Source organism: Qipengyuania sp. SS22 (genome assembly GCF_025736935.1).
In the GTDB taxonomy this organism is placed as follows: domain Bacteria; phylum Pseudomonadota; class Alphaproteobacteria; order Sphingomonadales; family Sphingomonadaceae; genus Qipengyuania.
Map to the genome: position 1 here is coordinate 333,316 of NZ_CP107048.1, position 26,059 is coordinate 359,374.

Annotated in this window: 28 protein-coding genes and 1 pseudogene; 11 read left to right on the forward strand and 18 right to left on the reverse strand. The window is 64.7% G+C overall.

The window, feature by feature from the left end:
- Window positions 1-86: 86 nt before the first annotated feature.
- Together N6L26_RS01580 and N6L26_RS01585 are read left to right on the forward strand one after the other, a co-directional pair.
- Entirely contained in the window at window positions 87-1,685 is a 1,599-nt protein-coding gene (locus N6L26_RS01580) for a phosphoenolpyruvate carboxykinase (protein ID WP_263606309.1), read from the forward strand.
- Between the two features lie 131 nt (window positions 1,686-1,816).
- Window positions 1,817-2,137: a hypothetical protein gene (locus N6L26_RS01585; RefSeq protein WP_263606310.1), complete on the forward strand. Its 321-nt coding sequence runs from the start codon at window positions 1,817-1,819 to the stop codon at window positions 2,135-2,137.
- A 277-nt stretch (window positions 2,138-2,414) separates the two neighbouring features.
- Here the strand turns inward: N6L26_RS01585 and N6L26_RS01590 are convergent, their stop codons facing one another.
- The 3 genes from N6L26_RS01590 to N6L26_RS01600 all read right to left on the reverse strand — a co-directional run bounded on the left by N6L26_RS01590 (window position 2,415) and on the right by N6L26_RS01600 (window position 6,330).
- Window positions 2,415-3,980 (reverse strand): hypothetical protein, encoded by a 1,566-nt coding sequence (locus N6L26_RS01590; protein ID WP_263606311.1) that lies wholly within the window; start codon window positions 3,978-3,980, stop codon window positions 2,415-2,417.
- Window positions 3,981-4,052: 72 nt separating this feature from the next.
- Window positions 4,053-5,909 (reverse strand): DUF885 domain-containing protein, encoded by a 1,857-nt coding sequence (locus N6L26_RS01595; RefSeq protein WP_263606312.1) that lies wholly within the window; start codon window positions 5,907-5,909, stop codon window positions 4,053-4,055.
- 37 nt (window positions 5,910-5,946) lie between these two features.
- Window positions 5,947-6,330 (reverse strand): DUF3597 domain-containing protein, encoded by a 384-nt coding sequence (locus N6L26_RS01600; protein ID WP_263606313.1) that lies wholly within the window; start codon window positions 6,328-6,330, stop codon window positions 5,947-5,949.
- 94 nt (window positions 6,331-6,424) lie between these two features.
- Here N6L26_RS01600 and N6L26_RS01605 point away from each other — a divergent pair, with 94 nt between their 5' ends.
- Entirely contained in the window at window positions 6,425-6,634 is a 210-nt protein-coding gene (locus N6L26_RS01605) for a hypothetical protein (protein WP_263606314.1), read from the forward strand.
- A gap of 7 nt (window positions 6,635-6,641) precedes the next feature.
- On the opposite strand, the gene N6L26_RS01610 is transcribed toward N6L26_RS01605, so the two are convergent.
- Window positions 6,642-7,301, reverse strand: coding sequence for a TonB family protein (locus tag N6L26_RS01610; protein WP_263606315.1), 660 nt, complete (start codon window positions 7,299-7,301; stop codon window positions 6,642-6,644).
- 154 nt (window positions 7,302-7,455) lie between these two features.
- The gene (locus tag N6L26_RS01615; RefSeq protein WP_253517895.1) at window positions 7,456-8,112 is read right to left on the reverse strand and encodes an alpha/beta hydrolase; all 657 of its coding nucleotides are present in this window, start codon (window positions 8,110-8,112) and stop codon (window positions 7,456-7,458) included.
- Window positions 8,113-8,253: 141 nt separating this feature from the next.
- Here N6L26_RS01615 and N6L26_RS01620 point away from each other — a divergent pair, with 141 nt between their 5' ends.
- The 3 genes from N6L26_RS01620 to N6L26_RS01630 all read left to right on the forward strand — a co-directional run bounded on the left by N6L26_RS01620 (window position 8,254) and on the right by N6L26_RS01630 (window position 10,799).
- Window positions 8,254-9,300 carry a cysteine desulfurase family protein gene (locus N6L26_RS01620; protein ID WP_412071348.1) on the forward strand — a complete coding sequence of 349 codons (1,047 nt, stop codon included), beginning with the start codon at window positions 8,254-8,256 and terminating at the stop codon, window positions 9,298-9,300.
- Window positions 9,301-9,399: 99 nt separating this feature from the next.
- A complete protein-coding gene (locus N6L26_RS01625) occupies window positions 9,400-10,476 on the forward strand; it encodes a cysteine desulfurase family protein (RefSeq protein ID WP_263606316.1) in 1,077 nt (358 codons plus the stop codon).
- A complete protein-coding gene (locus N6L26_RS01630; RefSeq protein ID WP_263606317.1) occupies window positions 10,473-10,799 on the forward strand; it encodes a 2Fe-2S iron-sulfur cluster-binding protein in 327 nt (108 codons plus the stop codon). Before N6L26_RS01625 ends, N6L26_RS01630 begins: the two co-directional genes overlap by 4 nt.
- Window positions 10,800-10,807: 8 nt before the next feature.
- On the opposite strand, the gene N6L26_RS01635 is transcribed toward N6L26_RS01630, so the two are convergent.
- A complete protein-coding gene (locus tag N6L26_RS01635; RefSeq protein WP_263606318.1) occupies window positions 10,808-12,517 on the reverse strand; it encodes a mechanosensitive ion channel family protein in 1,710 nt (569 codons plus the stop codon).
- Between the two features lie 99 nt (window positions 12,518-12,616).
- On the opposite strand from N6L26_RS01635, the pseudogene N6L26_RS01640 reads away from it, so the two are divergent.
- A pseudogene (locus N6L26_RS01640) lies at window positions 12,617-12,742 on the forward strand (2Fe-2S ferredoxin); the annotation flags it as partial.
- On the opposite strand, the gene N6L26_RS01645 reads toward N6L26_RS01640, so the two are convergent.
- Complete coding sequence (locus tag N6L26_RS01645; protein ID WP_263606319.1) at window positions 12,739-13,365, reverse strand: DUF4349 domain-containing protein; 627 nt, start codon at window positions 13,363-13,365, stop codon at window positions 12,739-12,741. The pseudogene N6L26_RS01640 and the gene N6L26_RS01645 overlap by 4 nt on opposite strands.
- 6 nt (window positions 13,366-13,371) lie before the next feature.
- On the opposite strand from N6L26_RS01645, the gene N6L26_RS01650 reads away from it, so the two are divergent.
- Window positions 13,372-13,833, forward strand: a complete 462-nt coding sequence (locus N6L26_RS01650) for a hypothetical protein (protein WP_263606320.1) — start codon at window positions 13,372-13,374, stop codon at window positions 13,831-13,833.
- A gap of 15 nt (window positions 13,834-13,848) precedes the next feature.
- Here the strand turns inward: N6L26_RS01650 and N6L26_RS01655 are convergent, their stop codons facing one another.
- Window positions 13,849-14,406, reverse strand: a complete 558-nt coding sequence (locus N6L26_RS01655) for a type 1 glutamine amidotransferase domain-containing protein (RefSeq protein WP_263606321.1) — start codon at window positions 14,404-14,406, stop codon at window positions 13,849-13,851.
- 98 nt (window positions 14,407-14,504) lie between these two features.
- Between N6L26_RS01655 and parC the strand changes: the two genes are divergently transcribed.
- Window positions 14,505-16,805 carry a DNA topoisomerase IV subunit A gene (gene parC / locus N6L26_RS01660; RefSeq protein WP_263606322.1) on the forward strand — a complete coding sequence of 767 codons (2,301 nt, stop codon included), beginning with the start codon at window positions 14,505-14,507 and terminating at the stop codon, window positions 16,803-16,805.
- 217 nt (window positions 16,806-17,022) lie between these two features.
- Here parC and N6L26_RS01665 read toward each other — a convergent pair whose 3' ends face one another.
- The 6 genes from N6L26_RS01665 to N6L26_RS01690 all read right to left on the reverse strand — a co-directional run bounded on the left by N6L26_RS01665 (window position 17,023) and on the right by N6L26_RS01690 (window position 22,173).
- The gene (locus N6L26_RS01665; RefSeq protein WP_263606323.1) at window positions 17,023-17,583 is read right to left on the reverse strand and encodes a hypothetical protein; all 561 of its coding nucleotides are present in this window, start codon (window positions 17,581-17,583) and stop codon (window positions 17,023-17,025) included.
- Between the two features lie 228 nt (window positions 17,584-17,811).
- A complete protein-coding gene (locus N6L26_RS01670; RefSeq protein WP_263606324.1) occupies window positions 17,812-18,990 on the reverse strand; it encodes a CCA tRNA nucleotidyltransferase in 1,179 nt (392 codons plus the stop codon).
- Window positions 18,983-19,588 (reverse strand): CoA pyrophosphatase, encoded by a 606-nt coding sequence (locus tag N6L26_RS01675; protein WP_263606325.1) that lies wholly within the window; start codon window positions 19,586-19,588, stop codon window positions 18,983-18,985. The genes N6L26_RS01670 and N6L26_RS01675 overlap by 8 nt, the downstream gene beginning before the upstream one ends.
- Window positions 19,585-20,133, reverse strand: a complete 549-nt coding sequence (locus N6L26_RS01680; RefSeq protein WP_263607230.1) for a DUF1285 domain-containing protein — start codon at window positions 20,131-20,133, stop codon at window positions 19,585-19,587. The genes N6L26_RS01675 and N6L26_RS01680 overlap by 4 nt, the downstream gene beginning before the upstream one ends.
- Window positions 20,134-20,426: 293 nt before the next feature.
- Complete coding sequence (locus N6L26_RS01685) at window positions 20,427-20,948, reverse strand: GNAT family N-acetyltransferase (RefSeq protein ID WP_263606326.1); 522 nt, start codon at window positions 20,946-20,948, stop codon at window positions 20,427-20,429.
- Between the two features lie 49 nt (window positions 20,949-20,997).
- Window positions 20,998-22,173, reverse strand: coding sequence for a PQQ-dependent sugar dehydrogenase (locus tag N6L26_RS01690; protein WP_263606327.1), 1,176 nt, complete (start codon window positions 22,171-22,173; stop codon window positions 20,998-21,000).
- Here N6L26_RS01690 and N6L26_RS01695 point away from each other — a divergent pair.
- Window positions 22,172-22,813 (forward strand): ribonuclease HII, encoded by a 642-nt coding sequence (locus N6L26_RS01695; RefSeq protein WP_263606328.1) that lies wholly within the window; start codon window positions 22,172-22,174, stop codon window positions 22,811-22,813. The two genes, N6L26_RS01690 and N6L26_RS01695, sit on opposite strands and share 2 nt — an antisense overlap.
- Here the strand turns inward: N6L26_RS01695 and N6L26_RS01700 are convergent.
- The 3 genes from N6L26_RS01700 to N6L26_RS01710 form a co-directional block, all read right to left on the reverse strand.
- Window positions 22,794-23,048 (reverse strand): hypothetical protein, encoded by a 255-nt coding sequence (locus tag N6L26_RS01700; RefSeq protein ID WP_253517784.1) that lies wholly within the window; start codon window positions 23,046-23,048, stop codon window positions 22,794-22,796. The genes N6L26_RS01695 and N6L26_RS01700 overlap by 20 nt on opposite strands.
- Window positions 23,049-23,125: 77 nt before the next feature.
- Window positions 23,126-23,338: a cold-shock protein gene (locus N6L26_RS01705; RefSeq protein WP_263606329.1), complete on the reverse strand. Its 213-nt coding sequence runs from the start codon at window positions 23,336-23,338 to the stop codon at window positions 23,126-23,128.
- A 205-nt stretch (window positions 23,339-23,543) separates the two neighbouring features.
- Window positions 23,544-23,738: a hypothetical protein gene (locus N6L26_RS01710; RefSeq protein ID WP_263606330.1), complete on the reverse strand. Its 195-nt coding sequence runs from the start codon at window positions 23,736-23,738 to the stop codon at window positions 23,544-23,546.
- 372 nt (window positions 23,739-24,110) lie between these two features.
- Here N6L26_RS01710 and N6L26_RS01715 point away from each other — a divergent pair, with 372 nt between their 5' ends.
- Window positions 24,111-25,250, forward strand: a complete 1,140-nt coding sequence (locus N6L26_RS01715) for a site-specific DNA-methyltransferase (protein WP_318173623.1) — start codon at window positions 24,111-24,113, stop codon at window positions 25,248-25,250.
- 229 nt (window positions 25,251-25,479) lie between these two features.
- Here N6L26_RS01715 and N6L26_RS01720 read toward each other — a convergent pair whose 3' ends face one another.
- Window positions 25,480-25,779: a GIY-YIG nuclease family protein gene (locus N6L26_RS01720; protein WP_263606331.1), complete on the reverse strand. Its 300-nt coding sequence runs from the start codon at window positions 25,777-25,779 to the stop codon at window positions 25,480-25,482.
- Between the last annotated feature and the right edge of the window lie 280 nt (window positions 25,780-26,059).

The following is a 26,059-nucleotide window of genomic DNA, read 5'->3' on the forward strand; positions in this document are numbered from 1 at the left end:
GCCGGACTATTGGCGTTCAGGACAGCCGCGCATTCGTATGCGCAGGCCACTTTCGGACGAACCCGCATCATGCGCTGGAGAATTCAGTGACCTTTTCGCTTTCCCATTCGCTTGCCGATCAGGGCATCCAGACTTCCGCCACCATTCACCCCAACATGACGTCGGAAGAGCTGACCGCTGCCGCGCTGGAGCGCAGCGAGGGACGCCGCGCCAAGGACGGTCCGCTGGTGGTCGAAACGGGCAAGCACACGGGCCGCAGCGCGAAGGACAAGTTCATCGTCCGCAACGCCGAAACCGAAGACACCGTATGGTGGGACAACAACGCCTCGATGACCCCGGCGCATTTCGCCGCCCTCAAGGAAGATTTCCTCAAGGCGGTGGCGGACAAGGGCGAGCTTTTCGTCGCCGATCTGTTCGGCGGCTCGCAGCCCGAACACCGCGTCAATGTCCGGGTGATCAACGAACTCGCGTGGCATAACCAGTTCATCCGCACGCTGCTGGTCCGCCCGACCGAGGCCGAGCTCGACGGTTTCGTGCCCGAATACACCATCATCGACCTGCCCAGCTTCAAGGCCGACCCCGAATGCCACGGGACGCGCAGCGAGACCGTGATCGCGGTCAATCTCGAAGAAAAGCTGATCCTGATCGGCGGCACCAAATATGCCGGCGAGATGAAGAAGAGCGTCTTCGGCATCCTCAACTACCTGCTGCCCGCCAAGGGTGTGATGCCGATGCACTGCTCGGCCAATATCGGCCCCGACGGCAAGTCTGCCGTGTTCTTCGGCCTGTCGGGCACTGGCAAGACCACGCTGTCGGCCGATGCCAGCCGCACGCTGATCGGCGACGACGAACATGGCTGGTCGGATACCGCGGTCTTCAATTTCGAAGGCGGCTGCTACGCCAAGATGATCCGTCTCAACCCCGAGGCCGAGCCGGAAATCTATGCCACCACCAAGATGGAAGGCACTGTCCTCGAGAACGTCGTGATGAACGATGCGGGCGAAATCGACCTCGACGACAACAGCCTCGCGGAAAATACCCGCGGCGCCTATCCGCTGTCGTCGATTCCGAACACGTCGGAAAAGAACATGGGCCCGCCGCCCTCCAACGTCATCATGCTGACCGCCGATGCCTTCGGCGTGCTGCCTCCGATCGCGCGGCTGACCCCCGATCAGGCGATGTATCACTTCCTGTCGGGCTACACCGCCAAGGTCGCGGGCACCGAAATCGGCGTGACCGAGCCTGAAGCCACTTTCAGCACCTGTTTCGGCGCGCCCTTCATGCCGCGTCACCCGAGCGTTTACGGCAATCTGCTGAAGAAGCGCATCGCCAAGGGCGAAGTGCATTGCTGGCTGGTCAACACCGGCTGGACCGGCGGCAAATACGGCGTGGGCAGCCGGATGCCGATCAAGGCGACGCGCGCGCTGCTCAACGCTGCGCTCGACGGGTCGCTCAACGATGCCGAATTCCGCAAGGACCCAAATTTCGGTTTCGAAGTGCCGGTTGCGGTTGCGGGCGTCGATACGGGCATTCTCGATCCGCGGTCGACCTGGACCGACAAGGACGAATACGATCGCACCGCCAGCAAGCTGGTGCAGCTGTTCGTCGACAATTTCGAACCCTTCGCTGCGCATGTCGACCAAGGCGTGCGTGATGCGGCGCCGCGCAAATCGGTCGCTGCCTGACCCGTTTCGCTCCGCTCAGGAGCGCACCAGTCGGAGAGGAGGCCCCCGGCCGCAGCAATGCGGACCGGGGGCTTTAACATTGTGCCCCCAACTGGCATGCTGTGGCCACTTTACCGCAGGAGATACGCGCGATGGGCCTTTTCGACAGCATTCTCAGCCAGGTCGGTGACAATCCGACCGTGACCAACATGGCGGAGAAATTCGGCATCGACCCCGAACTCGCGGCGAAGGCCGTTGCGGCGCTGGGCGAGGCGCATCAGGACCCGGGCGACACGATCGAAGTCGCCTCGGCCAAGACCGGAATGGACACGCAGATGCTCGAACAGATCCGCGATGCGATCGGCGGCGAAGGCTCGCTCGCCAAGTTCGCCAGCATGCTCGACCTCGATGGCGACGGCAATCCGCTCGACGATATCGCCGGCATGGCCAGCGGGTTGTTCGGAAAGAAGTAACGCTGGCTCAGACCGTGCTGGTGGGCACCGCCAGCCGGTCGAGTTAGCTCCAAATACGGCTCGCCACGACCGAGCCTTCGCCGACCGCGCTGTTCTTCAGCTCGAACTGACGCCGCCGGCGGGCGGAGAACACGCCGATAACATGGTCGGACAATTCGGCACGCGCGGCATGGTCTCGAGGTCTTCGCCCGATGCTCCCATCGCGCCGACTTCATCGTGCCGGAGCGACCCGGCGTGCCCAGCTATAGTCGTGGGCGGCTGTCTGCGCGAGCGCGGATTACTCGTCCTCGTCTTCGCTATCGTCGGTGAGCTTTCCGGCCAGTTCCGTGAGCATATCGGTCAAGTCGAGCACGCGGCCCGGGCGCCATTTCGTCCCTTCGTCAACGAGCGCAAGCTCATCGAGATACCGCTGCGCCAGGCTTGCCTCGGACCCACCATGCGGATTGGCGGCAACGGGTGCGAGGTTGCTGCGGGCCAGTTCGATCCTGCCTTCGCGTGCCTGCATCAGTGCCACATTCATTGCCAGGCCGCGGTCGAAGGGCGCCAGCTGCGCCGCACGCTCGAGCGCATGCTTGGCGTTCTCGCTGGGCTCCTCGCCGCGTTCGGTGAAACTGCGATAGTAATAGACCAGCGGGAGCGGGTGATCGTTCTCGAGCCGATTGAGCGCGGAGAAGGGCTGCATGGCCTGGGCATAGGCAGCGGCCTCGTCATCCGCCTCGCGCGCCATCCTGAACAGCGCATAGCCTTTCTGGACATAGGCGTTCTTCACCGATGGATCGATTGCCAGCGCCGCATCGGCGGCCGCAATCGCGGTGGCGGTGTTACCGGCATCGTATTCTGCCTCTGCCAGCGCCGCGCGGACCCCGGCATCATCGGGGTAGAGCGCGGCCACTTCGCGCGCGTCGATGAGCACTTCGGCGGCGAGTTCCTCGTCCACACCGCGCTTCGAACGGATGATCACGGGGAGCATTTCATCCATCCCCTCGCTCAGGCGTTCGACCGTGATGGGTTTGATCGGCAGGATATGGGACTGGAGAGCAAATCCACTCAGCTTGCGCTTCATCAGATAGCGGTCGAGATCCTTGCCGAGCGTGCGCAAATCGCCGAATTCAGCGTGCGCGGCGTCGATTGATGCCTCGCCCGCGGCGATGCGGCGCGCGTAGCCGAGCAGCTGGCCTTTGCGATCCGGGTCGAACGTCAAAAAATGGTACAACGCCCAGCTACGCCCGTAGAAATCGTCGCGCGAACCCGATCCGCCGATCTTGAATTTTCCCCGTTCGAACAGCTCGTCCATCGAGACTTCGGGTGCGTAGGCCAGCTCGGCCGAACGGTGATAGGCCGGACGTCCGATGTGAACCTCGCCATTGCGCGGGAAACGCGCCGAGGCGAAGAATTCGGCCCCGCCTTCGTCCATCCAGCGCGGCATGGCGAACCGCGAGCTCGCGATCAGGAAATGGTGGGCATATTCGTGGAGCAGGACGGTCATCGACCAGTCGAGCTCGCCATGCCCCGCGCGGATATTCTGGACGAAGGCGGTCGAACCGCCGGCGCGGGGAATATAGAACCCGCCGACGTTTCGCGATCCCGAGAGCTTGCGCATGGTGCGCGAGCCGCCGACGGCATAGACGGTCACCCGGTTCGACGGGCTTGGCGTTTCGACCTCGCGCCCGGTCACGAAAGCCATCGCCGAATGATACCGTTCGAGCATGGTGGCGAAGCGCGTGATGTCCTTGGCGCTGTCGTCGGCATAGATGACGAAATGCTCGCTTTCCGCGCGATGCCAGTCGGCCTGCGCGGGAACAGCGAGAGCTAGGGCTGCGATAGCAGCAAAGAACCGGAACATGGATGCGACCCCCGTCGATGTGTTGTGGCATCGAACCTAGCGGGGGGCCGTTAGAATTCTATGACAAAAACGTCATTCCATCGTCGACGCGGCGATATAGCGGCCGACGTTCTTTTCCAGCACGTCCATCGGGACATTGCCGCCGAGCACGACCGCGTCGTTGAACGCCTTGAAGTCATAGGCCGCGCCCAGTTCGCGCTGCGCCCGCGCGCGCTGGTCGACGATGCGGCTGTGGCCCAGCTTGTAACCGGTCGCCTGTCCCGGCCAGCTGCAATAGCGATCGACCTCGCTCTCGACCTCTGCGGGCTTGCTGCCATTGCGGGTGACGAAGAAATCGACCGCCTTCGCGCGGCTCCAGCCCTTGGCGTGCAGGCCGGTATCCACCACCATCCGGCAGGCGCGGAAGGCGAGGCTCTGCAGATAACCCAGCTTGCCGACTTCGAAATCCTCATAGGCGCCCAGCTCGTCGGCGAGTTGCTCGCCGTAAAGCGCCCAGCCTTCGCTGAACGGATTGAAGGCGAGGATAGAGCGGATCAGCGGCAGGCGGTTCGAATATTCGCCCTCCCACACATGACCCGGAATGGTCTCGTGATAGGTGAGGTCGGCAAGATCGTATTTGCGGTGCAGATCGGTGCTGCGCAAATTGATCCAGAACCGACCGGGGATGCTGCCATCCTTGCTGCCCGCGCCGCCATAGGCGCCTGGCGCGCCGACTTCCTCGGCGGGCGGGATGCGGCGCACCTCCATGTTGGGATCGACCAGCGTGTTGAAGGCGCGGGGCATCTGCGCCTTGATCCACTCGACCCGATCGGCGATGAAATCCATGATCTGCGCGCGCCCCGGATCGCCCTCGGCGAACTTGTAGCGCGGGTCGGCGGCCAGCGCCTGCATGCGTTCGCCCACCGAGCCGCTGGTATAGCCGATGCCGCGCAGGATCGGGTCCATCCGCGCATGCAGCGCTTCGAGCTCGGCGAGGCCCTGCCGGTGCACCTCGTCGGCGGACAGGCGCGTGGTCGTGCTCGAACGCAGCGCCCAGGCGTAGAATTCCTCGCCATGCGGGCGCGCGGAAATACCCGGCGCATCGCTGGCGGCGGCGCGTTCGGCGCGCAGTTCCTCGAGCTGGCGATTCAGCGCTTCGGCGATTGGCCCGCTTTCCAGCGCCAGCGCGCGATTGGCATGGCTTTCGGGCATGCCCATGGCTTGCAGTTTGGCGCGCAGATCGTCGGCGAACAGTTCGCCCTTGCCCGCGCTGGCGATGGTCTGTTCCATCTGGCGCAGCGCCTTGTCGAGCAGGAAGGCAGGCGGGACCACGCCCATCCCGCGCGCCTGGCGGATCCGCGCCAGCTCACCATCGAATGTGGCGGGCATCGCTTCCATCCGTTCGATATAGGCATCGGCATCGTCGCCGTTCTCGACCTTGTGGTTCGACTGCATGAAGCGCGGCAGAGCGAGATATTCGCCAACGTTCTGGATCACGACATAGGGCGCGGTGCGCCAATTGCCGACCGGCGTATCGCCATAGGGCAGCGCGAAGCCGTCGAGCGCGAGTTCATAGGCGCTTTCGACGACATCGAGGCTGGTCACGGTCGCGCTGTCGAGGCCTTCGCGCGGCTGTGCGCGAACGCGGTCGAGATCCTGCCTGAGCGTCGCGGCATAAGCAGCCTGCCCGGCGGGCGACTGGTCTTCGAGCTTGCCGCGCAAATCGTAATAGCGGCCGGTGTCCACCCCCAGCGCGGTCGCGCGTTCGGGTTCGTGCGCGAGCAGATTGTAGCCGACCACTTCGAGCAGCCGCTCCGCGCCGATCGCCTGCGCGCGGGCGATCGCTCCGGGGCGCGCGGTGGCGGCGCATCCCGACAGGGCAAGAGCGGATGTCGCGCCAAGCCCGGCGAGGGCTTGGCGGCGGGTGATGGCGGTGCTGGTCTGGGTCATGCGCGCGGGTGTGCTTCCCGCGTGCAAGCCTGTCAAATCAATCGAGGAATTCGGGCGGGACCGTCCCGCCATTGGCGGCCAGTTCGTTCATGACGCGGCGGTGCAGCCAGATATTATCCTCGGCGCTGCCGGCATAATCCTCGCGGCCCATTTCGACGGCGAGCGCTTTGCGGCTTTCGTAATCGGAATCGACCCCTATCAGCTTCATCAGGTCGACGATCGAGGTGCGCCAGTTGAGCGTGTCGGCACCGGGCATGTTGTCGAGATTGTTCTCGATATCGACAACCGGTTTGGCCTTCTGTTCAACCACCGGGGCGTCGGCCCAGGCATTCCCGGTCGGCTTGGGCGCGGGCTTGGGGGTGTCCTGCGTTTCGCCCTTCTTGCCGAATACCGCGTCCTTGATCTTGCCGAAAATGCTCATGCTGCCGTCTCCTTCACCTCATCCAACTGGCAGCGCCTAACCTCGTTCCGGTTTGATGACTTGCAGCGGCGGGGCAGCGGGCTATGGGAAAGGCATGCTCGATACCGTGCTTTCGATCACCGTCCTGGCCGCGATCCTCCTGCTGGTAGGGGCCTTCTTCCTGTGGCGGCGGACGGGCAATGTAAGGAATGCGCTGTTGATGGTGCTGCTGGCCGCGGTCGCGCTGGCCAATGTCGCAATCTGGGTGCTGCCCGATGCAGGCGGCGAGGCCCCGCTCGACAAGCTCGAGCAGGACCCCGGGTAAATCACAACTATTCAGGCAGTTGCCAGAGCACTGCGCTGGTATAGCTGCTTGCCACCGCTTCGCCTGTCCCGCCGCGCGCGGGTTCGAACCGCGCGCGCTGCGTGACCAGCTTGCAGGTCGCCGTGTCGAGGACGGCATGGCCGGTCGAGCCGGTGACGGTGCAGTCGGTGACGCGCCCGTTCGCTGCAATCTCGAGCCGGAACCGCGCGAGGCCGGTCAGTTCGCGCCTGACCCAGCTCGGACGATAGTCATTGGTCGATAGCCACGCCGCCGGATCGTTTCTCGGCTTGGCTTCGACCGGAGTGAAGGTGCTGACCGGTTTGGGTTTGGCTACTTCCTTGCCCGATGGGAAATCGACGGGGGGAAAGGTCGGCATGGGCAGCGGCTGGAGCGGGGTGGTCTCGGTCGTCTTTACGTCGATCGGGGGCACCGGCGTCTGCGGGCGCGGCTGGACGGTGTCGCGGGGGTTTGGCTGGGTCTGCTCGGGCGGCTTGGGCGGGGGCGGGTCGATCGGAATATTGGTGGCGCCGATCTTGTTGATGATATCGGGCACCGTACCGCTCACGGTGAGACCGGCGACAAGGATCGCGCCGATGGCGGCGTGAACTCCGATCACCGCCGCCATGCTGGCGGGCGAGGGCCCGCGGGTCTGGTCGGTATAGGACATGGTGTTGCTCCTCTTCCACTGCGGGAGGCTTTGGCGCCTCCTCACGTGAAGAATGTTACAACATTACTATGGGTCGGCGAAGCATTTTCGCGTTGCATTACGCAACCTTAGCCGTTTCGAACGTCGGGTGTGGCCCGCGCCGCGGGCCGCCCGATCACTTGATCGGACAGCTCGGGTCGAGGCGGAAGTCGAGATAATTGTCGACCGACTTCATCAGCTCTTCCTGCTCGTTTTCGAAGAAGTGGTTCGCGCGCGGAATTTCTTCGTGATGCACGGTAATGTGCTTCTGCGTGCGCAGTTTCTCGACCAGCTTGGTCACTGCCTGCGGCTGGACCACCGTGTCCTGCGCGCCGTGGATGAAGATGCCGCTGGCGGGGCAGGGGGCGAGGAAGGAGAAGTCGTACATGCTCGCGGGCGCACCGATGCTGATCCAGCCGCGGATCTCGGGGCGGCGCATCAGCAACTGCATGCCGATCAGCGCGCCGAAGCTGACGCCCGCGACCCAGGTCACCTGCGCTTCGGGGTGGACCTGCTGCATCCAGTCGAGCGCGCTGGCGGCATCGGACAATTCGCCGACACCATTGTCGAAGCTGCCCTGGCTGCGGCCGACGCCGCGGAAATTGAACCGCAGCGTGGCAAAGCCGCGATTGACAAAGGTCTTGTAGAGCCGCTGGGTGATCTGCTCGTTCATCGTCCCGCCGCCTTGCGGGTGCGGGTGGAGGATCATCGCCACCGGTGCGCGCGGGCGCGGGGCGGGGGAGAAACGGCCTTCGAGGCGGCCTTCGGGGCCGGGAAAGATCACGGTCGGCATGGAGAGGTATACCCTGTCGGAAAATGTCGGGGCGCGGGCACCCCCGGCTTGAACCGGATGAAGCTTTGCGCGAAGTGGCGCGCTATATAGTGATTAACACCGATTTCGCAATATTTTCGAGCATCCGTCATTTCTACGCCAATCTATCTCGACCATGCCGCCACCACTCCGCTGCGCCCCGAAGCGCTGCGGGCGATGCAGGACGGCTTCGCGCTCTGGGCCAATCCGAGCAGTCCGCATGTCGCCGGGCGCAAGGCGCGCAGCCTGCTTGAAGACGCGCGTGAGCGGGTGAAGGCCGCGCTTGGCTGGGAGGGAGAGATCATCTTCACTTCCGGCGCAAGTGAGGCGGCGGCGCTGGTGCTGGGCCATGCGCAGGCCGGCGCGCGTTTGGTAGCTTCTGTCGAACACGACTGCGTGCTTCAGGCCGCCCCTGCCGCTGAACGCCTGCCGGTACGCGCCGATGGGGCGCTCGATCTCGACGTGCTGACCGAGGCAGTCCAGCGTGAACGCCCGCTGGTGGCGGTACAGCAGGTCAATTCCGAAACCGGCAATCGCCAGGACCTCGCCGCGATCACGGGGATAGTCCACCAGGCGGGCGGACTGCTGCTCGCCGATTGCGCGCAGGGGGCGGGCCGGTTCGCGCTGCCGCCCTGCGACATGGCGATCATCTCGGCGCACAAGTTCGGCGGGCCGATCGGTGTCGGTGCGCTGCTGGTGAAGGACTATGCCATGCTCGCCCCTTCCGGCGGGCAGGAACGCGGCTACCGGCGCGGGACCGAGAACATGCCCGGCGTGCTGGGCATGGTGGCGGCGCTGGAAGCGTGCAGCGATCCCTATGTCGATCCTCAGGTGCTCGAGCCGCTCGATACGCTGGCAAAGAAGTGCCGCAAGCTGGGCGGTACATGGCTTTCGGACCGCCTGGCCGACCCAACACCCTATATTCGCGCGATCGCCATGCCGAACATGAGCGCGACCGCGCAGGTCATGCGCTTCGACATGGCGGGCATCGCGGTGTCGCAAGGCAGCGCCTGTTCAAGCGGCACCATGAAGACCAGCCGCGTGCTGGAGGCCATGCAGGTCGAACCGGACATCGCCGCCAGCACCATCCGCGTCTCCGTGGGCTGGAATACGACCCGCGCCGAGGTGGAACGCTTCTGCGAGGTCTGGTTTGAATTGGCAGATGCCTAGCCGTCCCGGTCATCGCGAAGGGCTTAAGGCGCCGCGCCAGTCCAGCTCGGCCAGAACTGGATTGCTTCGCTTTGCTCGCAATGACTGTATGAGAACCTCGTGATCTATCTCGACTATCAGGCCACCACCCCGCTCGCGCCCGAAGCGCGCGATGCGATGCTGCGCTGGCTCGACGGGCCGGGCGGTACCGGCTTCGGAAATCCGCACAGTCCGCATCGCATGGGGCGGCAGGCCAGGGCCGCGATCGAACTGGCGCGCGACCAGGTCGCCGCGCTGTTGCCCGCCGGGGGCCGCGTGATCTTCACGTCTGGTGCGACCGAGGCGCTCAATTTAGCGATCCGCGGATCGGGCGATAGCGGCACCGTGTCCTATTCCGCGATCGAGCATTCGGCGGTCGGCGATACCGCGCAAGCCGCGGGCAAGAGCCATGTGCTCAATGTCGCCAGCAACGGCCAGTGCAACACCAAGCAGGACCTGCCCGCCGACACGCGGCTGGTCTGCGTGATGCAGGTCGATAACGAAATCGGCACGATCCAGCCGACGATCGAATGGCACCGCAAGGCCAAGCAGCACAATGCGCTGTTCCTGTGCGATGCGGTGCAGGCCTATGGCCGGATCGAACTGACCGGCGCGGACATGATCGCGATTTCGGCGCACAAGTTCCACGGGCCCAAGGGTGTCGGCGCATTATGGCTGCGCGACGGGGTCGATCTGCACGAGGTGCAGACCGGCGGTGGGCAGGAATTCGGCCTGCGGTCGGGCACGCTCAGCCCCGCGCTGATCGCGGGGATGGGCGCGGCGGCTGCCGAGGCGAAGGACCGGATGGAGCAGGACCGCGACCATATCGATGCGCTCTGGACGCGCGCGCGCAGTCTGTTCGGCGACTGGACGCTCAACGGCAGCGAAGACGCACGCTGGCCCGGCAATCTCAACATCCGCCGCGAGGGGCTCGATGTTGGACGCCTGATGAGCGATGTCCGCGATGTGATGTTCTCTGCGGGCAGCGCCTGCGCCAGCGGCTCGGGCCGTCCCAGCCATGTACTGAAAGCCATCGGCCTGTCCGACAAAGAGGCGAAAAGCTCTATCCGGCTCGGCTTCGGGCGCTACACCACGCTTGAGGAAATCGAGGAAGCGGCGGGCAAGATCAACGCCGCAGCGGAGGCGCAAGCGCTGTGAAGATCGAATTCGTTACCGCGACCGACGAGATCGTAACCGCCGAGGCCGAACCCGGCGACAATCTCCTGCGCGTGGCGCAGGCCGCGGGGCTCCCGCTCGAGGGGACATGCGAAGGCCAGATGGCCTGTTCGACCTGCCATGTGATCGTCGAGCCGGAATGGTTCGACCGGCTCGATGAAGCAAGCGAGGAGGAAGAGGATATGCTCGACCTCGCCGCCGGCGTCGCGCGCACCAGCCGCCTGTCGTGCCAGATCGACCTCACCCCCGAACTCGACGGGCTGAAAGTGCGCATCCCTTCCGAAAGCTACGATATGAGCCGCTAGGCTTGGCGTCAGGCCTCTTCGGCGGCCGTTAAATCCATGCGCACTTCGCGTTCGCGGGGAAGGTAGGCTGGCACCGGCTCGCGCTCGGCCGCGGCATCCATTTCCGATGCGGCGCGCAGCATATGTTCGCGCAGGCGGCAATGCATGTCCCACCCGCATTTCGGATCGGTCGAACGGGCCATGAACCGCACCGTCATCGCCCGTGCGTCCTGCGCGATGACCTGGCATTTCGCGTCCTCGGGATCGACGACATCCTCGTCGGTTTCCACGAATTCGCGGAACGGCTGGCGCAGCGCCTCCACATCGGCGCGATTGTCGAATTCGAGTTCGACATGCATCATCAGCCGCGATTCCTGTTTGGTCCAGTTCTCGAAGCTGTCGCTTGTAAAATCGCTGACCGGGGCGATCAGGCGGCGTTCGTCCCAGGTGCGCAGCCGCAGATGTGTGAAGCCGATCTTCTCGACATAGCACCATTGCCCGTCATAGCGGATCGCATCGCCGATCCTTGCGGTCTGCGCGAAGGCGATCTGCACGCTCGCCATGATGTCGCCAAGCACCTTGCGCGCGGCAAAGGCCAGCACCAGCCCGAGGATGCCCGCCGAGGCCATGATCGAGAACCCCAGCGTGCTCGACAGATTGCTTGCGACGAGCAGGAAGCCGATGCCCGCCAGCAGGATCATGACGGTAACGATCCGCCGGATCGCGCTCATCTTGGTGTAGAAATTGCGGTCGGGATTGTTCTCGGGGGATTCCAGCTCGTCGGTGCGCTGCGCAGTCGCAAAATCGAACAGCGCCTCGATCACCGACAGCGCGATGCCGACGATGGCCGCTATGATCAACACTAGCTGGAGCGGGTCGAGCAGGTCTTTTACCGGGCCCGACAGGCGGAACAGCGTTAGCCGGACCAGCGCAAAGGTGCCCGCGAAGGCCAGCAGCGTAGCGGGCACGTGGATCGCCTGCCACACGCCATACAGCCGTGAGTCTTCCTCCTGCCTGCGGCGCAGACGACCGATGCCAAGATAGGTCAGCGCCGCAGCGAGCGCCCCGACGAACAGGATCAGCGGCAGCGCAAGCACTTCCCACCACGCCAGCGTCCAGAACGCCTGCTGACGCAGCGGGGCGGGCAGGCTCTTTTCGAACCGGGTCGGCCCGTAAACGTCGTAGAGCGCGAGGACATTTTCGACCGTCTGGCGGCTGAAGACCCATACCGGTTCGCCTTCAGGCGCCTGCACACGCGCCAGCCGGATCGGGACGGTGCGATTGGAAAGTTCGAGATGGCCGATTGTCAGCGAACGGCGCGCGACCCCTGCCATCGGGTCCTTCGAGGTGGTGGTGGTATCGACCGCGTCGGGGCGGTCGGGCAGCAAGGCCCAGTCGAACGCGACCGACCGGTGCATGAGATCGTAGAGCCGGGCAGCGAACAGGTCCGGATCGCGGGCTTCCGCGTCGACATTCGCCAGATCGAGAGCCGCGGCCGCACGCGACCAGTCCCCGTCCTCGCCCGCCGCCATGAAGCTTTCCATAAGCCCCATCGGCGTATCGAGATCGAGCGGGATCCGCCCGGCGGGCGTGCCGTTCTGGAGCCGTTCCACCTCGTAGACGAATGGCTGCGAACCTTCCGCGACCGAACGATCTGACTGGGCCGCCACCTGGAAAGCGACCAGCGCGTAAAACAGCGTGATGAGCGCGCGGATGAAGCTGGTGTGACGATTCCCCATGCGATCCGAATGCACCGCGACTGCAATCGGTCCCGCACAAACAAAACCCCGCCAGTTCCAGTTCGACTGGTTCAAGGAAACGGGCGAGGAGCAAGTGGCATGCTCGACCTCGCCGCCGGCGTCGCGCGCACCAGCCGCCTGTCGTGCCAGATCGACCTCACTCCCGAACTGGACGGGCTGAAGGTGCGTATCCCTTCCGAAAGCTACGATATGCGGCGGCTTTAGGTTTCTTCTCCGCGGTTTTTCCAGAAGCGGAGCCGCATTCCGAAGCGGTGCAGCGTCCAGCGCAGCAGCAGCGCGAACAGGACGAACGGGATAAGAGCGGTCAGCCCGTAAATAAGTGCTGCGGTGGCTCCTCCGAGCGTCGAGCCTATCGACCGCAATGCCTGCAACACTGGCAGCCCAAAGCCGACCTGCGACTGCCCGAAATAGGGCTCGTATTCGATTTTCACATCGCTCAAGCGGATGCGGCTCCGGAACTTCTCCAGCTTGGTGCGAGTGGCGTCGATTTCCTCGTTTACCTCGGCAACCGCCTTCTCCGCCTTGACCAGCTCATCGACCGATCCGCGGTTGCCAGCGAGGATCGCGGTCAGCTTGTCGCGCAACAACAGCCTCGAAGCGAGACGCGCCTCGGTGTCGATGATTTGTTCAGACAGGTCCTCGCCATCGCGGACCGAGGAGACGAGTTCCCCTCCGAGTTCTGCTGCCGGACTTGCGATGCCGTCGCCGAATGCCCTGACTTGGTCGCTTGTAATCTGGAGCTGCAATTCACCATAGCCGTCCCAGCTATCCATGCTCGCTGCCGACATGCGCAAGACGCGGCAGTTTGGCCCCAACGCCTCGCACATGGCAACGTGAGCCGCCTGCAACGGGACAATTTTATCGCCGTCGATGCGGAAGCCAAAGCCATACGAATAGGCGATTTGCCCGTTCTCGGCCTGCTCGATCTCGGGGCGGTTGGATGTGTCCTCTTCGACTATGTCGACCGCATTTCGCAGCGTCGCCGTGCGAAACGCTTGGGCGTCGCCGCCGGAAAAGTCGACCCCCTATGCTCCACCGCTTCCATGAAGCCGAATGAATTCTGCGGCGCAGCGTCGCTGCCGTCACCCGGATCGACCTGCGCGATCATCGAACGCGGCGACCCTTCATCTTCAGACGTGTTGCTGCAGCCGGGAACCAGACCAAGGATTACTAGCGCAGCGCCGATCGATTTCTTCATGGTTCCCTCCGCTTCCACGTTTTTTCTGCCACATAACGACCATGATGCAACCACGAAAAAGCCCCACCGCATTACTGCGGCGGGGCCCTCGCTGTGAGCGTAATGTGCCGGCTCAGGCGGCTTCGAGCTCGCTATCCGTCACGCTTTCGCCCAGCATGTCGATCAACGCCTTGCTGAAGGCGGGGATGTCATCGGGGTTGCGGCTGGTGATGACCTTGCCGTCGGTGGCGACTTCCTGATCGACCACATTGGCACCCGCATTCTTCAGGTCGGTGCGTATCGAGGGCCAGCTGGTTACGGTCTTGCCGTCGATCAGACCGGCTTCGGCCAGCAGCCACGGTGCGTGGCAGATCGCCGCGATCGGCTTGTCCGCGAGGGCGAATTCGCGGACGATGGCGACCGCGCGCTCGTTCATCCGCAGGATGTCGGGGTTCATCTGGCCGCCCGGCAGCAGCAGCGCATCGTAGCCTTCGCAATTGTCGACCGCGTCGACCGTCTTGTCGACCGCAACGCTTTCGCCCCAGTCCTTCTGGTCCCATCCGCGGATCGAACCTTCTTCGAGGCTGACGACTTCGGTTTCGATGCCGGCCTTTTCGAGATTGGCCTTGGGCTTCATCAGCTCCGACTGTTCGAAGCCATCGGTGGCGAGGATCATTACGCGCTTTGTCATGGGGAAACTCCTTGATTTGGTGTTGCCCTTGCAACGCGTGGGGAAAGCGCACCGTTCCGTTCTTCTAGGTAGGGCGTGGCGGTGATAGGGCGGGTCGCATGGCCGCTAACGACACCACTCTCGACAGTGAAAAAGACCCGTTCGACGCGATCGTCGACGCCCCGTTCGATTCGGCACTGTCCGAGCGCTATCTTGTCTATGCGCTGAGCACGATTACCGCGCGCTCGCTGCCCGACCTGCGGGACGGGCTGAAGCCGGTTCACCGGCGGCTGCTGTGGGCGATGCGGCAGTTGAAGCTCAACCCGACCGACGCGTTCAAGAAATCCGCGCGCGTGGTCGGCGATGTGATCGGCAAGTACCACCCGCATGGCGATGCCAGCGTTTATGACGCCATGGTTCGCCTCGCGCAGGATTTCTCGCTGCGCTATCCGCTGGTCGAAGGGCAGGGCAATTTCGGCAATATCGACGGCGATAATGCCGCGGCCTATCGCTACACCGAGGCCCGCCTGACCAAGACCGCTCTGCGGCTGATGGAAGGTCTCGACGAAGGCACGGTCGATTTCGTGCCGACCTATAATGGCGAGGAACAGGAGCCGGAGATATTTCCCGGCCTGTTCCCCAATCTGCTCGCCAACGGCGCCAGCGGCATCGCGGTGGGCATGGCGACCAATATCCCGAGCCACAATGTCGCCGAGATCGTCGATGCCACGCTCGAGGTGATCGACAATCCGCATGTCGAACATGCGCGGCTGATGGAACTGTTCAGGGGCCCCGATTTCGCCACCGGCGGGATCGTGGCCGAAAGCGCCGAGGCAGTGGCCACAGCGTACGCCACCGGGCGCGGGTCGTTCCGCGTGCGCGGCACCTTCCATGCTGCCGAAGCCGAGAAGGCGGAGGATCGCGAAGCGGGGATCGAGCGGCTGGGCGGCGGGCAATGGCAGCTTGTCATCAGCGAAATCCCCTACCAGGTCGCCAAGGGCAAGCTGATCGAGCAGATCGCCGCCGCGATCGGCGACCGCAAGCTGCCGATCCTCGAGGATGTACGCGACGAAAGCGACGAGCAGATCCGCATCGTGCTGGTCCCGCGCAGCCGCAATGTCGATCCCGACCTGCTCAAGGAAAGCCTCTACAAGCTGACCGATATGGAAACGCGGTTCGGGCTCAATCTCAACGTGCTCGACGCGAGCCGCACGCCGATGGTGATGGGGCTCAAGGAGCTGCTCAACCACTGGATCGCCAGCCAGATCGACATCCTCCAGCGGCGCAGCCAGCACCGGCTCGACCAGATCGCGCGGCGACTGGAGCTGGTCGAAGGCTATATCATCGCCTTCCTCAACCTCGACCGGGTGATCGAGATCATCCGCACCGAGGACGATCCCAAGGCGGTGATGATGGAGGAGTTCAAGCTGACCGACCGGCAGGTCGAGGCGATCCTCAACATGCGGCTGCGGTCCTTGCGCAAGCTGGAAGAAATGCAGCTGCGCAATGAAAAGGACGAATTGCTCAAGGAGCAAGACGAGCTCGACAAGCTGCTGGGCTCGCCCGCCCGCCAGCGTACGCGGCTGAAGCGCGATCTCAATGCGCTGCGCAAGGAATACGGGCCCGACACCGCGCTTGGCCGTCGCCGCACCGCGATCGAGGAAGCCGCGCCTGCGGTCGAATTCAGCATGGATGCGATGATCGAGAAGGAACCGGTGACGGTGATCCTGTCGCAGAAGGGCTGGGTCCGCGGGGCGAAGGGCCATCTGCCGCTCGACCAGGAATTCAAATACAAGGAAGGCGACGGGCCCGCCTTCGTGTTCCACGCGCAGACGACCGACAAGCTGCTGCTGGCGACCGACAAGGGCCGGTTCTTCACGCTGGGCGCGGACAAGCTGCCCGGCGCGCGCGGTTTTGGCGAACCGGTGCGCAACACGCTCGATATCGATGCCAGCGCGCAGATCATGACGGTGATCGTGCACAAGCCGGGCCAGCGCCTGCTGCTCGCCGCGGATACCGGCAAGGGCTTCGGCGCGACCACCGACGTTCTGCTCGCCGAAACGCGCAAGGGGCGCCAGGTGGTCAATCTCAAGGACGGTGCGAAGCTGGTCGTCGCGCGCGCGATCGCCGAGGGGCATAACCATGTCGCGGTGGTTGGCGACAACCGCAAGCTGGTGGTCTTCAACCTCGAGGAACTGCCCGAACTCGCGCGCGGGCAGGGGGTGACGCTGCAACGCTACCGCGATGGCGGGCTGGCCGATGCAACCACCTTCCGTCTCGAAGATGGCCTGTCATGGCAGATGGGCGGCAAGGGCGACCGCACCCGCACCGAGGGCGAGATGTGGCAATGGAAAGTCGCCCGCGGCGGCGCCGGCCGCCTCCCCCCGCAGGGCTTCCCGCGGGATAACAAATTCGGGTGAGGTTTGGGTGGTGCGCTAGCGGTATCCGCCACTAGCTTACGGCTGCACCGGCCCGCGCCCCCTCCCGGCCACCCATAGAATACCGTGCCGTGGGTGGCCGGGAGGGGGTGCGGGCCGGTACCGCAAGGATTGGACGGAGGTCCGACCCGTATCCACAAAAAGGCCGGAGACGATCGCTCGTCTCCGGCCTTCGTGCGACCCTTGAAGGGCTATCGTATTATTCGCCGGCGCTTTCGGCAGCCGGGGTCGATGCAGCCATGGCGGCATCGATCTGGGCATTGGTCATGAGCGCCATCAGCGCGCCGTCGGGCGCGGCGGCGAAATGTTCGCGCAGCAGCGTGATCTTGGCGGTTTCGTCACCGCCGCGGGCGATGATGACGTTGTCGCCGTTGATTTCAAGCACGGTACCGAGCGGCGCGTTCTTGGCGGTCACGGCTTCGGCTCCGACGACCAGCGCGGCGTCGCGCTTGGTCATGGCTTCCTGGTGCGCTGCCTGCAGCATGCCGACGATCTGCGCCTTGGTGGCATTGAGCGTGGCGCCCTGTTCACCGGTGCCGAAAGCGGCAGCCGGGACCGGGGCCTTCATGCCGTCGACCACGAGAACTGCGGTTTCGCCCTCGACGCGTTCGACCGTGCCGATTTCCACGCCGTCATTGCCATAGACAGTGGTACCGGCGGTCACACCGGCGGTAGCTTCCTGCGCGGTGGCGACGCCCGGGGCGACAGCGGCAGTGGTGGTAAGGGCAACGGCGGCGAGCGCCAGTTTTGCGATTTTCATATGCAACTCCAAGGCTTGTTATTCGAAACACGCGGCTCTCCCACACGCGAAACGCGCGATCGAGCCGACTAAACTGGAAAGAGCGGACGAGAATATTGTTCTTCGCCCCCCGCAGTCCCCCAGCGGAGAACAGCTGCTCTATTTCACGGATTGCGTTTTTCTGCAACCGCGTGACCTTTATGGTGCACTGCACCTTAAGCCACGCTGAAGTCGTTTCAATGCAAGGGTTCAGCGCGCGCCCAGCTCTTCATCGAGCAATTCTTCAACCCGTTCGCGGGACGGAAACCGCTCCGCGACCCAGCGCTTTTCGATGCACTGCAATATCCGCGCGACCTCGGGGCCCTTGGCCACCCCGCGGGCGACGATCTCGCCGCCCTTGAGCGGGAAGGTGGGGACCTGCCAGTCGATGATCGGGGCGGGATCGGCGCCTCCGATCAGCAGGCGGTCCACCGCGCATTCGCGTCCGACCATATAGGCAAGACCTTGCGGATGCGCGGCATCCTGCGGTTCGCGCCGCGCGATGCAGGTCAGCCGGCCACGCTGGCTGCGCGAGAGGCGCAGGCGGGCTGCCACCGTCTCCGCGACCGGAACGATGGTGGGCAGCAGCGCGGCCATCCGGCGCATGGCGGCGGGGGCGATTTCGGCGCTGCGTTCGGCATCGACGAGCCGGGCGAGTTGCGCGATCTCGCGCCGGCCGCTTTCGGGCAGCACTTCCTGCAGCACGCCCAAGTCGCGCATCCGGTCCACGGTGGCCGCGGGATCGGGCAGGGCGAGCAGGTTCTGCAACTCCCAGCCCACGCGTTCGCGGCTGAGGCCCTTGAGCGTTGGCGCCAGTTCGCTGCAGGCGCGGCTCGCTTCCGCATCCCAATCGTCGCCGAAGCGCGTGGTGAAGCGGAAATAGCGCAGGATGCGCAAATGGTCCTCTTTGATCCGGGTTGCGGCATCGCCGATGAAGCGCACGCGATGCGTGGACAGATCGTCCAGCCCGCCGAAATAGTCGTCGATTGCCAGCGTTTCGGGGTGGGCATAGAGCGCGTTGATCGTGAAATCGCGCCGCGCGGCATCGTCCCGCCATTCTTGCGAGAAGGCGATCGTCGCGCGCCGGCCATCGGTCGCCACATCGCGGCGCAGCGTGGTGATCTCGACCGGGCCATCCTCGAGGATCGCGGTCACCGTGCCGTGGTCGATCCCGGTGGGCACGGTGCGGATGCCCGCAGACCGGCAGCGATCGATCACCGTTGCGGGCAAGTGGCGCGTGGCGGCATCGATATCGTTGGCGGGATAGCCCAGCAGCGTGTCGCGCACGCAGCCGCCCACCCAGCGCAGATCCTCCGCGCCCAGCGCCTCGACCAGCCGTGCCAGGCTGGCGCGCTGCGTCCATTCGGCCCGGGGGAGGTGCTTAGTCATCCTGCGCCCGCAACCATTCGACCCGCCGCGACAGGTTCCAGCAGATCGCCGCCGTCACGCCCCAGATACGGTAACCGTCATGGTCCATTTCGAGATATTCGCGCATCGCGCCCTTCCAGAACACCGAATTGCGGTTCCATTGCGATGCATCCATCAGCTTGTCGAGCGGGCATTCGAACCAGCTTTCGACCTCGCGCGGATCGGGGCGGATCGGCAGATCATGCGGCACCGTGGCGAGCACCGGGGTGATGTCGAAACCGGTCCCGGTCTGGTAGCGGTCGGTGGTCCCGATCAGGCGCACGTGCTCGGGCTCGATCGCCAGTTCTTCCCACGCTTCGCGCAGCGCCGCCTGCACCGCGTCTTCGCCATGGTCGAGCTTGCCCCCGGGGAAGGCGACCTGGCCGGGGTGGTCGCGCATGGTGCGCGGGCGCTGGGTCAGGAGAACGGTTGGATTGGGCTGTTCGGTCACCGCAATCAGCACCGCCGCATCGGCGGTGCGGGTGGCATCGGCAAAGCGGCTGTCGGACAAGAGATCGTCGAATTCGCGCGTATGGCCCTGCTGGAACAGCGCGGTCAGCCGATCGAAGATCGCGCTCATGCGGGCAGGAGCGAGTAGGTTTCGCCGCCGCTGGCCACGGTCCAGTCGTCGCCCCGTGCCAGTGCAATGCGCGCGAGCTGTTCATAGGTTGAACGGTTGAGCCGCGCTTCGCAGCCGCGCCGGACATGGAGATAGAGCGCGGGACTGTCGGGATCGCCCGCCGCGCGGATCGCATGGCCCGGACCCGCCACCACCAGTTCGTCGGTATTGAGGCGGAAGGCGAGATCGCCTTCGGCTTCGGACACGTCGGTGGCGATGAAACAGGCGTCGTCCACTGCGATCGACAGCTTCTGATAGGGCACGACCAGCCAATAGCCGCCGTCATCCTCGCGCTTGAGCAGGCCGGCAAAGGCGCGCACCATGCCCGGCCGCTTGATCGGCGAGCCCTCGTGATACCAGGTGCCATCGGCGGCAATACGCATATGGCTGTCATCGACATTATCGGGCGACCATTGCTCGACCGGGGGCAGCTTGCGCTCGGCAACCGCCTCGGCGATCTGGGCCAGCGTCATTCCGGCGAGTTCGGGGGGCGGGGTATAGGGCACGACGCGAGCGATGGCAGAACACTCCCGCTCACTCAATACCCCGTCGCCCCTGCGCAGGCGGGGGCCCAGATTACTCCCCGTCAGGCTCTAGAGGCGAGGCTTTCTGGATCCCTGCCTGCGCAGGGATGACGACGCGAAAAATGGCCTCTGTTCGCGCTTGAACCCGCCAGTCGCTGCGCCCTGTTCCGTGCCGCTCCCCCTCTCGGCCACCCACGGCACGGTATTCTATGGGTGGCCGGGAGGGGGCGTGGGACGGAATAGCAAGGTCAGGACGGATGTCCTGACCGCACGCATCAGGAATTCCATGGCCCCAGCATGCCCTCGGCGGGCAGGACCGCCGGATTGCCCGTGCGTACCAGCAACCGTTGCCGGTCGTAGGGGCCGGGGCAATGCCAGCCGCCCGTATGATCCGCCAGGAAACCCCAGCGGTCGTAATAGTCGGGATCGCCGATCATCACTTGCGGCAGCGGCGCCGCGCCCTCTTCGAACCCCGCGTCGATCGCGCCGAGGCTGGCCGCCATAAGCGCCTTGCCGAAGCCTTCGCCCTGCCGTCCGGGCATGACCGCGACGGGACCGACCATGATCATCGGATGCGCGCGACCCTGCGGATCGGTCAGCGCGACGGGCCACAGCTGGATCGTCCCTGCGAGGTAATCCTCATCGTCGAGCGCGGCGAAACTGGCCCCCTCGAGCCAGTCCATCCCTGCGCGGATGCGATAGGCGGTGCGCGCATGCCGCTCCTCGCCAAACGCCGCGTCGAGCAATTGTTCGACCAGCGCCGGATCGAGGGCGGAAAGGGGGACGAGGGTTGCCATGGGCCGCGCCGATTAGGGCTGCCCATGGCCGGTGTCGATCAATTTCGCCTTATCGGGGGCGAAGTTCCAGCAACCGTCCGCCGTCGCCGTCTTCGAGCACCCACAGCGCACCGTCGGGTCCTTCGACGATCTGCCGGATGCGATTGCCCATATCGTAGCGGGCGGTCTCGCGCGCGGTGTCGCCATCGGTCGCCACGCGCACGATCGCTTCGGTCTTGAGACCCGCGATCAGCAGATCGCCTGCCAGCCCGTCGAACAGGTCGCCGGTGTAGAAGATCATGTTCCCCGGCGCGATCACCGGGGTCCAGCTTACCGCGGGCTTGGCAAAGCCGTCATCCGCCGAATGGTCGGGAATGTCCGAGCCATTGTAATTCACCCCGTTCGATCGCGTCGGCCAGCCGTAATTCTCGCCGCGCTGGACGAGATTGAGTTCGTCGCCGCCCTTGGGGCCGTGTTCGACTTCCCACAATCGCCCCTGCGCATCGAAATCGATGCCGAGAATGTTGCGATGCCCCATCGACCAGATGTCGGGCAGCGCCCCGGCAATCGCCCCATCACCAGCGGGGCTGCCATCGAGATTGAGTCGCACGATCTTGCCCAGATGGCTCTGCTTGTTCTGTGCCGGGGTCTGTTTCTGGCGTTCGCCGCTGGCAACGAAAAGATGCTGCTCGTCGGGACTGAGCACGAGGCGGTGCGAGTAATGCCCGCGTCCTGAAACCTTGGGGTTCTGCCGCCAGATCACTTCGAGGCCGTCGATACGGCAGCTATCCGTCGCGGCGCAGACAAGCTCGCCGCGGCCCACGGCTGCGCCGCGCGTATCGCCGTCGCCGGCTTCCGCCCAGCTGAGATAGATCGCACGGCGACCGATGGTGGAGGCGCTTTGCGAGGGCAGGAAGGCAACATCGCCCAGCCCGCCCTGGCCGCCGTAATCGACCTCGGGCAGGCCGGTGACGGTAACGATCTCGTCGGTCGCGGTATCGACGATCTTCGCCGTGCCCGCCTTTTCTGTCACGAACAGCATTGCGGTGCCGGGGACGAAGGCCGCGGCCCAGGGTTCGGCGAAGGTCCCGTGTCCGGTGGTTACGAAGGCGCCGTCCCATGCGCCGCCGGTTTCGCCGGAAGGTGCTGCCTGCGCAGGGGGGCTATCCCCCGATCCGGTGGAGCCGCAGCTTGAAGCGAGCAGGAGGGGCGATAAAGTGGCGGCAAGGATCGAGGTCTTTTTCATGTTCAGTGCAACTCCCGAACGAGGGCTTGGTGCCGCGCCATTGGTGATCGGCGTCGACGAGGCGGGGCGCGGGCCCCTGGCGGGTCCGGTTGTCGCAGCCGCGGTGGTGCTATGCAAGCCATGCCCCGGCGGGCTTGACGATTCCAAGCTGCTTTCGCCCAAGAAACGCGCCGCGCTGGAGCCGCAGATCATGGCGCGCTGTGCGTGGGGGCTGGCGGTGGTGGAGCCGGCGGAGATCGACCGGCTCAACATCTTCCACGCGACCATGCTGGCGATGACCATGGCGGTGTCGCGGCTGGTCGAGGCGCTGGGATGCGAACCCGAAGCGGTGCTGATCGACGGGAACATGACTCCGCACGGGCGCAACCCCGCATGGCGCTGGGCGCAGGCTCGCCCGATCGTCGGCGGCGATGGCAAGGAACGGTGTATCGGCGCCGCCTCGATCCTCGCCAAGGAGCATCGCGATGCGCTGATGCGCGCTGCGGCCGCGCGGCACCCGCACTACGGGTGGGAACGCAATGCCGGCTATGGCACCGCCGAACATGTCGAGGCGCTGCGCGTGCACGGGCCAACGCCGTTGCATCGGCGCAGCTTTGCACCGGTGGCGCAGGCGGATCTGTTTACGAGTAGGGTGGCGTAGGTACGCCGACTTCGCGCTCGGCGAGATCGCGGGCTTCGGCTTCGCGCGCTTCGGCCTTGGCGGTTTCGATTTTCTTGCGCTGGCGGGCTACGGCACGGGCCTGATCGGCAAGCGCTTGCCAGGTCGCTTCGGACCGCAAGGCGCGATCGCGGACGTTATCCAGCGTTGCCGCCTTCGCTTCCGCTGCAGATTCGGCAGCACGGGTTGAATAGAATTCGTAGGTCGGGTTCGCCATCGATCATCTCCGTTGCTGCAGAAGGAATGGGCCGCGCGCCGTCACCCGCAAGGACGACGGCGCGCGGCCCCGTGAGATCAATCGGCAGCCGAGAGGTTCACGGCGCTTGCCTTGCCATTACGGCCGGTTTCGACTTCGTAATTGAGGCGCTGTTCTTTATCGAGCGTCTGCATGCCGGCGGCCTGCACTGCGCTGATGTGGACGAAGCTGTCGTCCGAACCGTCGTCGGGCTGGATGAAGCCATAGCCCTTGTCGGTGTTGAAGAATTTTACGGTTCCGGTCTTGCTCATGATGGTTCCTTTCGAGAACGCGAGAGGTTGCCGCGCCACAACATGTGGAGCGGTCGTGCTTAAAATCGTCCAATGAAAGGAAGTCGTCGTCTGGTTTGCGCCGGGGCTACTGAAAGCAAGCGGCGGTCGTCAAAACCCGAAGTCCGTCGCATAATTCGACGTCAGCACCTCCGCACTAGCACGCGTGCCTCCCGATACCAAACGCTTATTTGCGCGGCTGGTCGGTGCCGGTGGCTCCGGCCGCGGGGTCACCGCGTTCGATCAGCGCATGCCATTCGGCAATCTGGCGGTCGATTTCCGGGTCGCTGCCGACCCACGGCAAGGCATCGTTGGCGGGCGCGGGGTCCTGCTTGCGACGCGAGGCGCGGAACAGGTTCGACAGGCGGTCGGCAAGTTTCATGGCAGGCTCCTTTCGGATAGCACAACAACCCGGCCCGAGTGGCGGGGGCTGTAGCTAGAAGGCGGAAAGGAGGCGGGTGCCCTTTGCCAGGGGACCCCCAAACCCGTCGTTCGCGACCGGTAGCAGCAGTGCTTGTACCACAGGCCGGGCCGATCACCTAAGGAATGCTGCGAAGGCAGTACGATAGAGTCTTCGCGGCCACACCGCAGCATCTTGAGTCCGCAGATTCGCCGGGGACTCAACATGTTGTAGCGGACACCTTCTGTTCTCTCTGCGCATTTGGGCGCACCTCCCGGCGCCCGGAATATTGGTGCTTGACCGCGACTCGGTTTGGACTCACCCTGTGGATAACTCAGGACAGGGAAGCATATGATGGGGGTCATCGAGACCACGAAGAGTCGCGCGAAAGCGGCTGTAAAACCGGCCGAAACGCCGCGCGAACTGCTGCCGCTCGGGCGCATTCTCGATGGCGACTGCGTGGAAGCCATGCGCTCGCTCCCCACTGCCAGCGTCGATCTCGTCTTCGCCGATCCGCCCTACAACCTCCAGCTTGGCGGCGACCTCAACCGGCCCGACGGCAGCCATGTCGATGCGGTGACCGATCACTGGGACCAGTTCGACAGCTTTGCGCTCTACGACACCTTCACCCGCGACTGGCTGACCGAGGCCAAGCGCGTACTCAAGCCCGACGGCGGGCTGTGGGTGATCGGCAGCTATCACAACATCTACCGCGTCGGCGCGATCCTGCAGGATCTCGGCTTCTGGATCCTCAACGACATCGTCTGGCGCAAGTCCAACCCGATGCCCAATTTCCGCGGCACGCGCTTCACCAATGCGCATGAGACGCTGCTGTGGTGCAGCCAGGGCGAGAAGGCCAAGTACCAGTTCAACTACCGCGCGATGAAGACGCTCAACGACGAATTGCAGATGCGCAGCGACTGGGTGCTGCCCATCTGCAACGGGGCGGAGCGGCTGAAGGAGGGCGGGCACAAGGTCCACCCGACGCAGAAGCCCGAAAGCCTGCTCTACCGCGTGCTGCTCTCCACCACCGAGCGCGGCGATGTGGTGCTCGATCCTTTCTTCGGCACCGGCACCACCGGCGCGGTGGCCAAGCGGCTGGGGCGCGATTGGATCGGCTGCGAGCGCGAGGGCAATTACCGCGATGCGGCGATGAAGCGGATCGAGAAGGAACTCCCGCTCGACGAAAGCGCGCTCACCACGATGCAGGCGGGCCGCAGCGCGCCCAAGGTGGCCTTCGGCGCGCTGGTCGAAAACGGCTTCATCAAGCCAGGCACCAAGGTGTTCGACAAGAAACGCCGCTGGACCGCCACCGTCCGCGCCGACGGGTCGCTCGCGCATGAGAAACAGACCGGCAGCATCCACGGCCTCGGCAAGGACCTGCAAGGCGCGCCAAGCTGCAACGGCTGGACCTTCTGGCACTTCGAACAGGGCGGCGAGGTCAAACCGATCGACGCCGCGCGGCAGCTGTACCTGCTGGCGGTGGAGGACTGAGAAAGTTCTGGCCAGGGCCGGCAAGCAGCTGGTCGGCATGATCGAACTGCCCGTCTGGGTAGATCGAGAAGGGCCGGCTGCTCGTAGGCAAACAATCCCGCTGTTCGTCGCTCCGGACTTGCTCCGGGGTCCCGCGTTCTTGCCGTCGAGCGCGATGGCTGAAGGGAGCGGGATCCCGGCTCGGGGGCCGGGATGACGGCGGTTGGTGAGCAATGGATCATCCGGCGCATCAGACCAGCGTTTCGAAAAGGTCCTTCCATTCGGGATTGGTCTTTTCGATCAACTCGAATTTCCATTGGCTTCGCCACCGCTTGAGGCGCTTCTCGAAGGTTATGGCTTCGTCGATGGTATCAAGACGCTCCGCCCACACGAGCCGGTCAAGACCGTAACGCTTGCAGAAGTCCGACCCGTTGCCGTCACGGTGCTGGACGACGCGGGCAGCAATGTCGGAGGTGACCCCGACATACAGCGTGCCGCGGTAGCGGTCGGTCATTATGTAGACCCAGCCGCCGAGTGTTCCGCTATCCATATGAAAGGGTTGAATGAAGATGCGCCGGGAGGTCAAGGCAGACCGATCAATTGATCGTCGCCCCGGCCTACGAGCCGGGGTCCCGCTTTCTTGCTTTTTGGTCGAAGCTGGGAAACGGAGCGGGACCCCGGATCAAGTCCGGGGCGACGACAAATTGCGGCGTGACGTCTGTCCTACTCCTTTCCAACCCGCTACCACCTTGCGCATGATCCAGCGCCTTTCAGCTTACACCCCGTTCCGCCTTGCGCCCCAAAACTCCTCCGCGGCTTTTTTCGCATTG

Excerpts from the sequence above, each read along its gene's own strand:
- N6L26_RS01585 (WP_263606310.1), top strand. The coding sequence starts at position 1,817 with ATGGGCCTTTTCGACAGCATTCTCAGCCAGGTCGGTGACAATCCGACC.
- N6L26_RS01720 (WP_263606331.1), bottom strand. The coding sequence starts at position 25,779 with ATGGATAGCGGAACACTCGGCGGCTGGGTCTACATAATGACCGACCGC.
- N6L26_RS01615 (WP_253517895.1), bottom strand. The coding sequence starts at position 8,112 with ATGCCGACCGTGATCTTTCCCGGCCCCGAAGGCCGCCTCGAAGGCCGT.
- N6L26_RS01715 (WP_318173623.1), top strand. The coding sequence starts at position 24,111 with ATGGGGGTCATCGAGACCACGAAGAGTCGCGCGAAAGCGGCTGTAAAA.
- parC (WP_263606322.1), top strand. The coding sequence starts at position 14,505 with ATGGCCGCTAACGACACCACTCTCGACAGTGAAAAAGACCCGTTCGAC.
- N6L26_RS01690 (WP_263606327.1), bottom strand. The coding sequence starts at position 22,173 with ATGAAAAAGACCTCGATCCTTGCCGCCACTTTATCGCCCCTCCTGCTC.
- N6L26_RS01600 (WP_263606313.1), bottom strand. The coding sequence starts at position 6,330 with ATGAGCATTTTCGGCAAGATCAAGGACGCGGTATTCGGCAAGAAGGGC.
- N6L26_RS01655 (WP_263606321.1), bottom strand. The coding sequence starts at position 14,406 with ATGACAAAGCGCGTAATGATCCTCGCCACCGATGGCTTCGAACAGTCG.
- N6L26_RS01670 (WP_263606324.1), bottom strand. The coding sequence starts at position 18,990 with ATGACTAAGCACCTCCCCCGGGCCGAATGGACGCAGCGCGCCAGCCTG.
- N6L26_RS01705 (WP_263606329.1), bottom strand. The coding sequence starts at position 23,338 with ATGAGCAAGACCGGAACCGTAAAATTCTTCAACACCGACAAGGGCTAT.
- N6L26_RS01595 (WP_263606312.1), bottom strand. The coding sequence starts at position 5,909 with ATGACCCAGACCAGCACCGCCATCACCCGCCGCCAAGCCCTCGCCGGG.
- N6L26_RS01645 (WP_263606319.1), bottom strand. The coding sequence starts at position 13,365 with ATGTGCGAGGCGTTGGGGCCAAACTGCCGCGTCTTGCGCATGTCGGCA.
- N6L26_RS01700 (WP_253517784.1), bottom strand. The coding sequence starts at position 23,048 with ATGGCGAACCCGACCTACGAATTCTATTCAACCCGTGCTGCCGAATCT.
- N6L26_RS01675 (WP_263606325.1), bottom strand. The coding sequence starts at position 19,588 with ATGAGCGCGATCTTCGATCGGCTGACCGCGCTGTTCCAGCAGGGCCAT.
- N6L26_RS01590 (WP_263606311.1), bottom strand. The coding sequence starts at position 3,980 with ATGTTCCGGTTCTTTGCTGCTATCGCAGCCCTAGCTCTCGCTGTTCCC.
- N6L26_RS01685 (WP_263606326.1), bottom strand. The coding sequence starts at position 20,948 with ATGGCAACCCTCGTCCCCCTTTCCGCCCTCGATCCGGCGCTGGTCGAA.
- N6L26_RS01710 (WP_263606330.1), bottom strand. The coding sequence starts at position 23,738 with ATGAAACTTGCCGACCGCCTGTCGAACCTGTTCCGCGCCTCGCGTCGC.
- N6L26_RS01665 (WP_263606323.1), bottom strand. The coding sequence starts at position 17,583 with ATGAAAATCGCAAAACTGGCGCTCGCCGCCGTTGCCCTTACCACCACT.
- N6L26_RS01610 (WP_263606315.1), bottom strand. The coding sequence starts at position 7,301 with ATGTCCTATACCGACCAGACCCGCGGGCCCTCGCCCGCCAGCATGGCG.
- N6L26_RS01635 (WP_263606318.1), bottom strand. The coding sequence starts at position 12,517 with ATGGGGAATCGTCACACCAGCTTCATCCGCGCGCTCATCACGCTGTTT.
- N6L26_RS01605 (WP_263606314.1), top strand. The coding sequence starts at position 6,425 with ATGCTCGATACCGTGCTTTCGATCACCGTCCTGGCCGCGATCCTCCTG.
- N6L26_RS01695 (WP_263606328.1), top strand. The coding sequence starts at position 22,172 with ATGTTCAGTGCAACTCCCGAACGAGGGCTTGGTGCCGCGCCATTGGTG.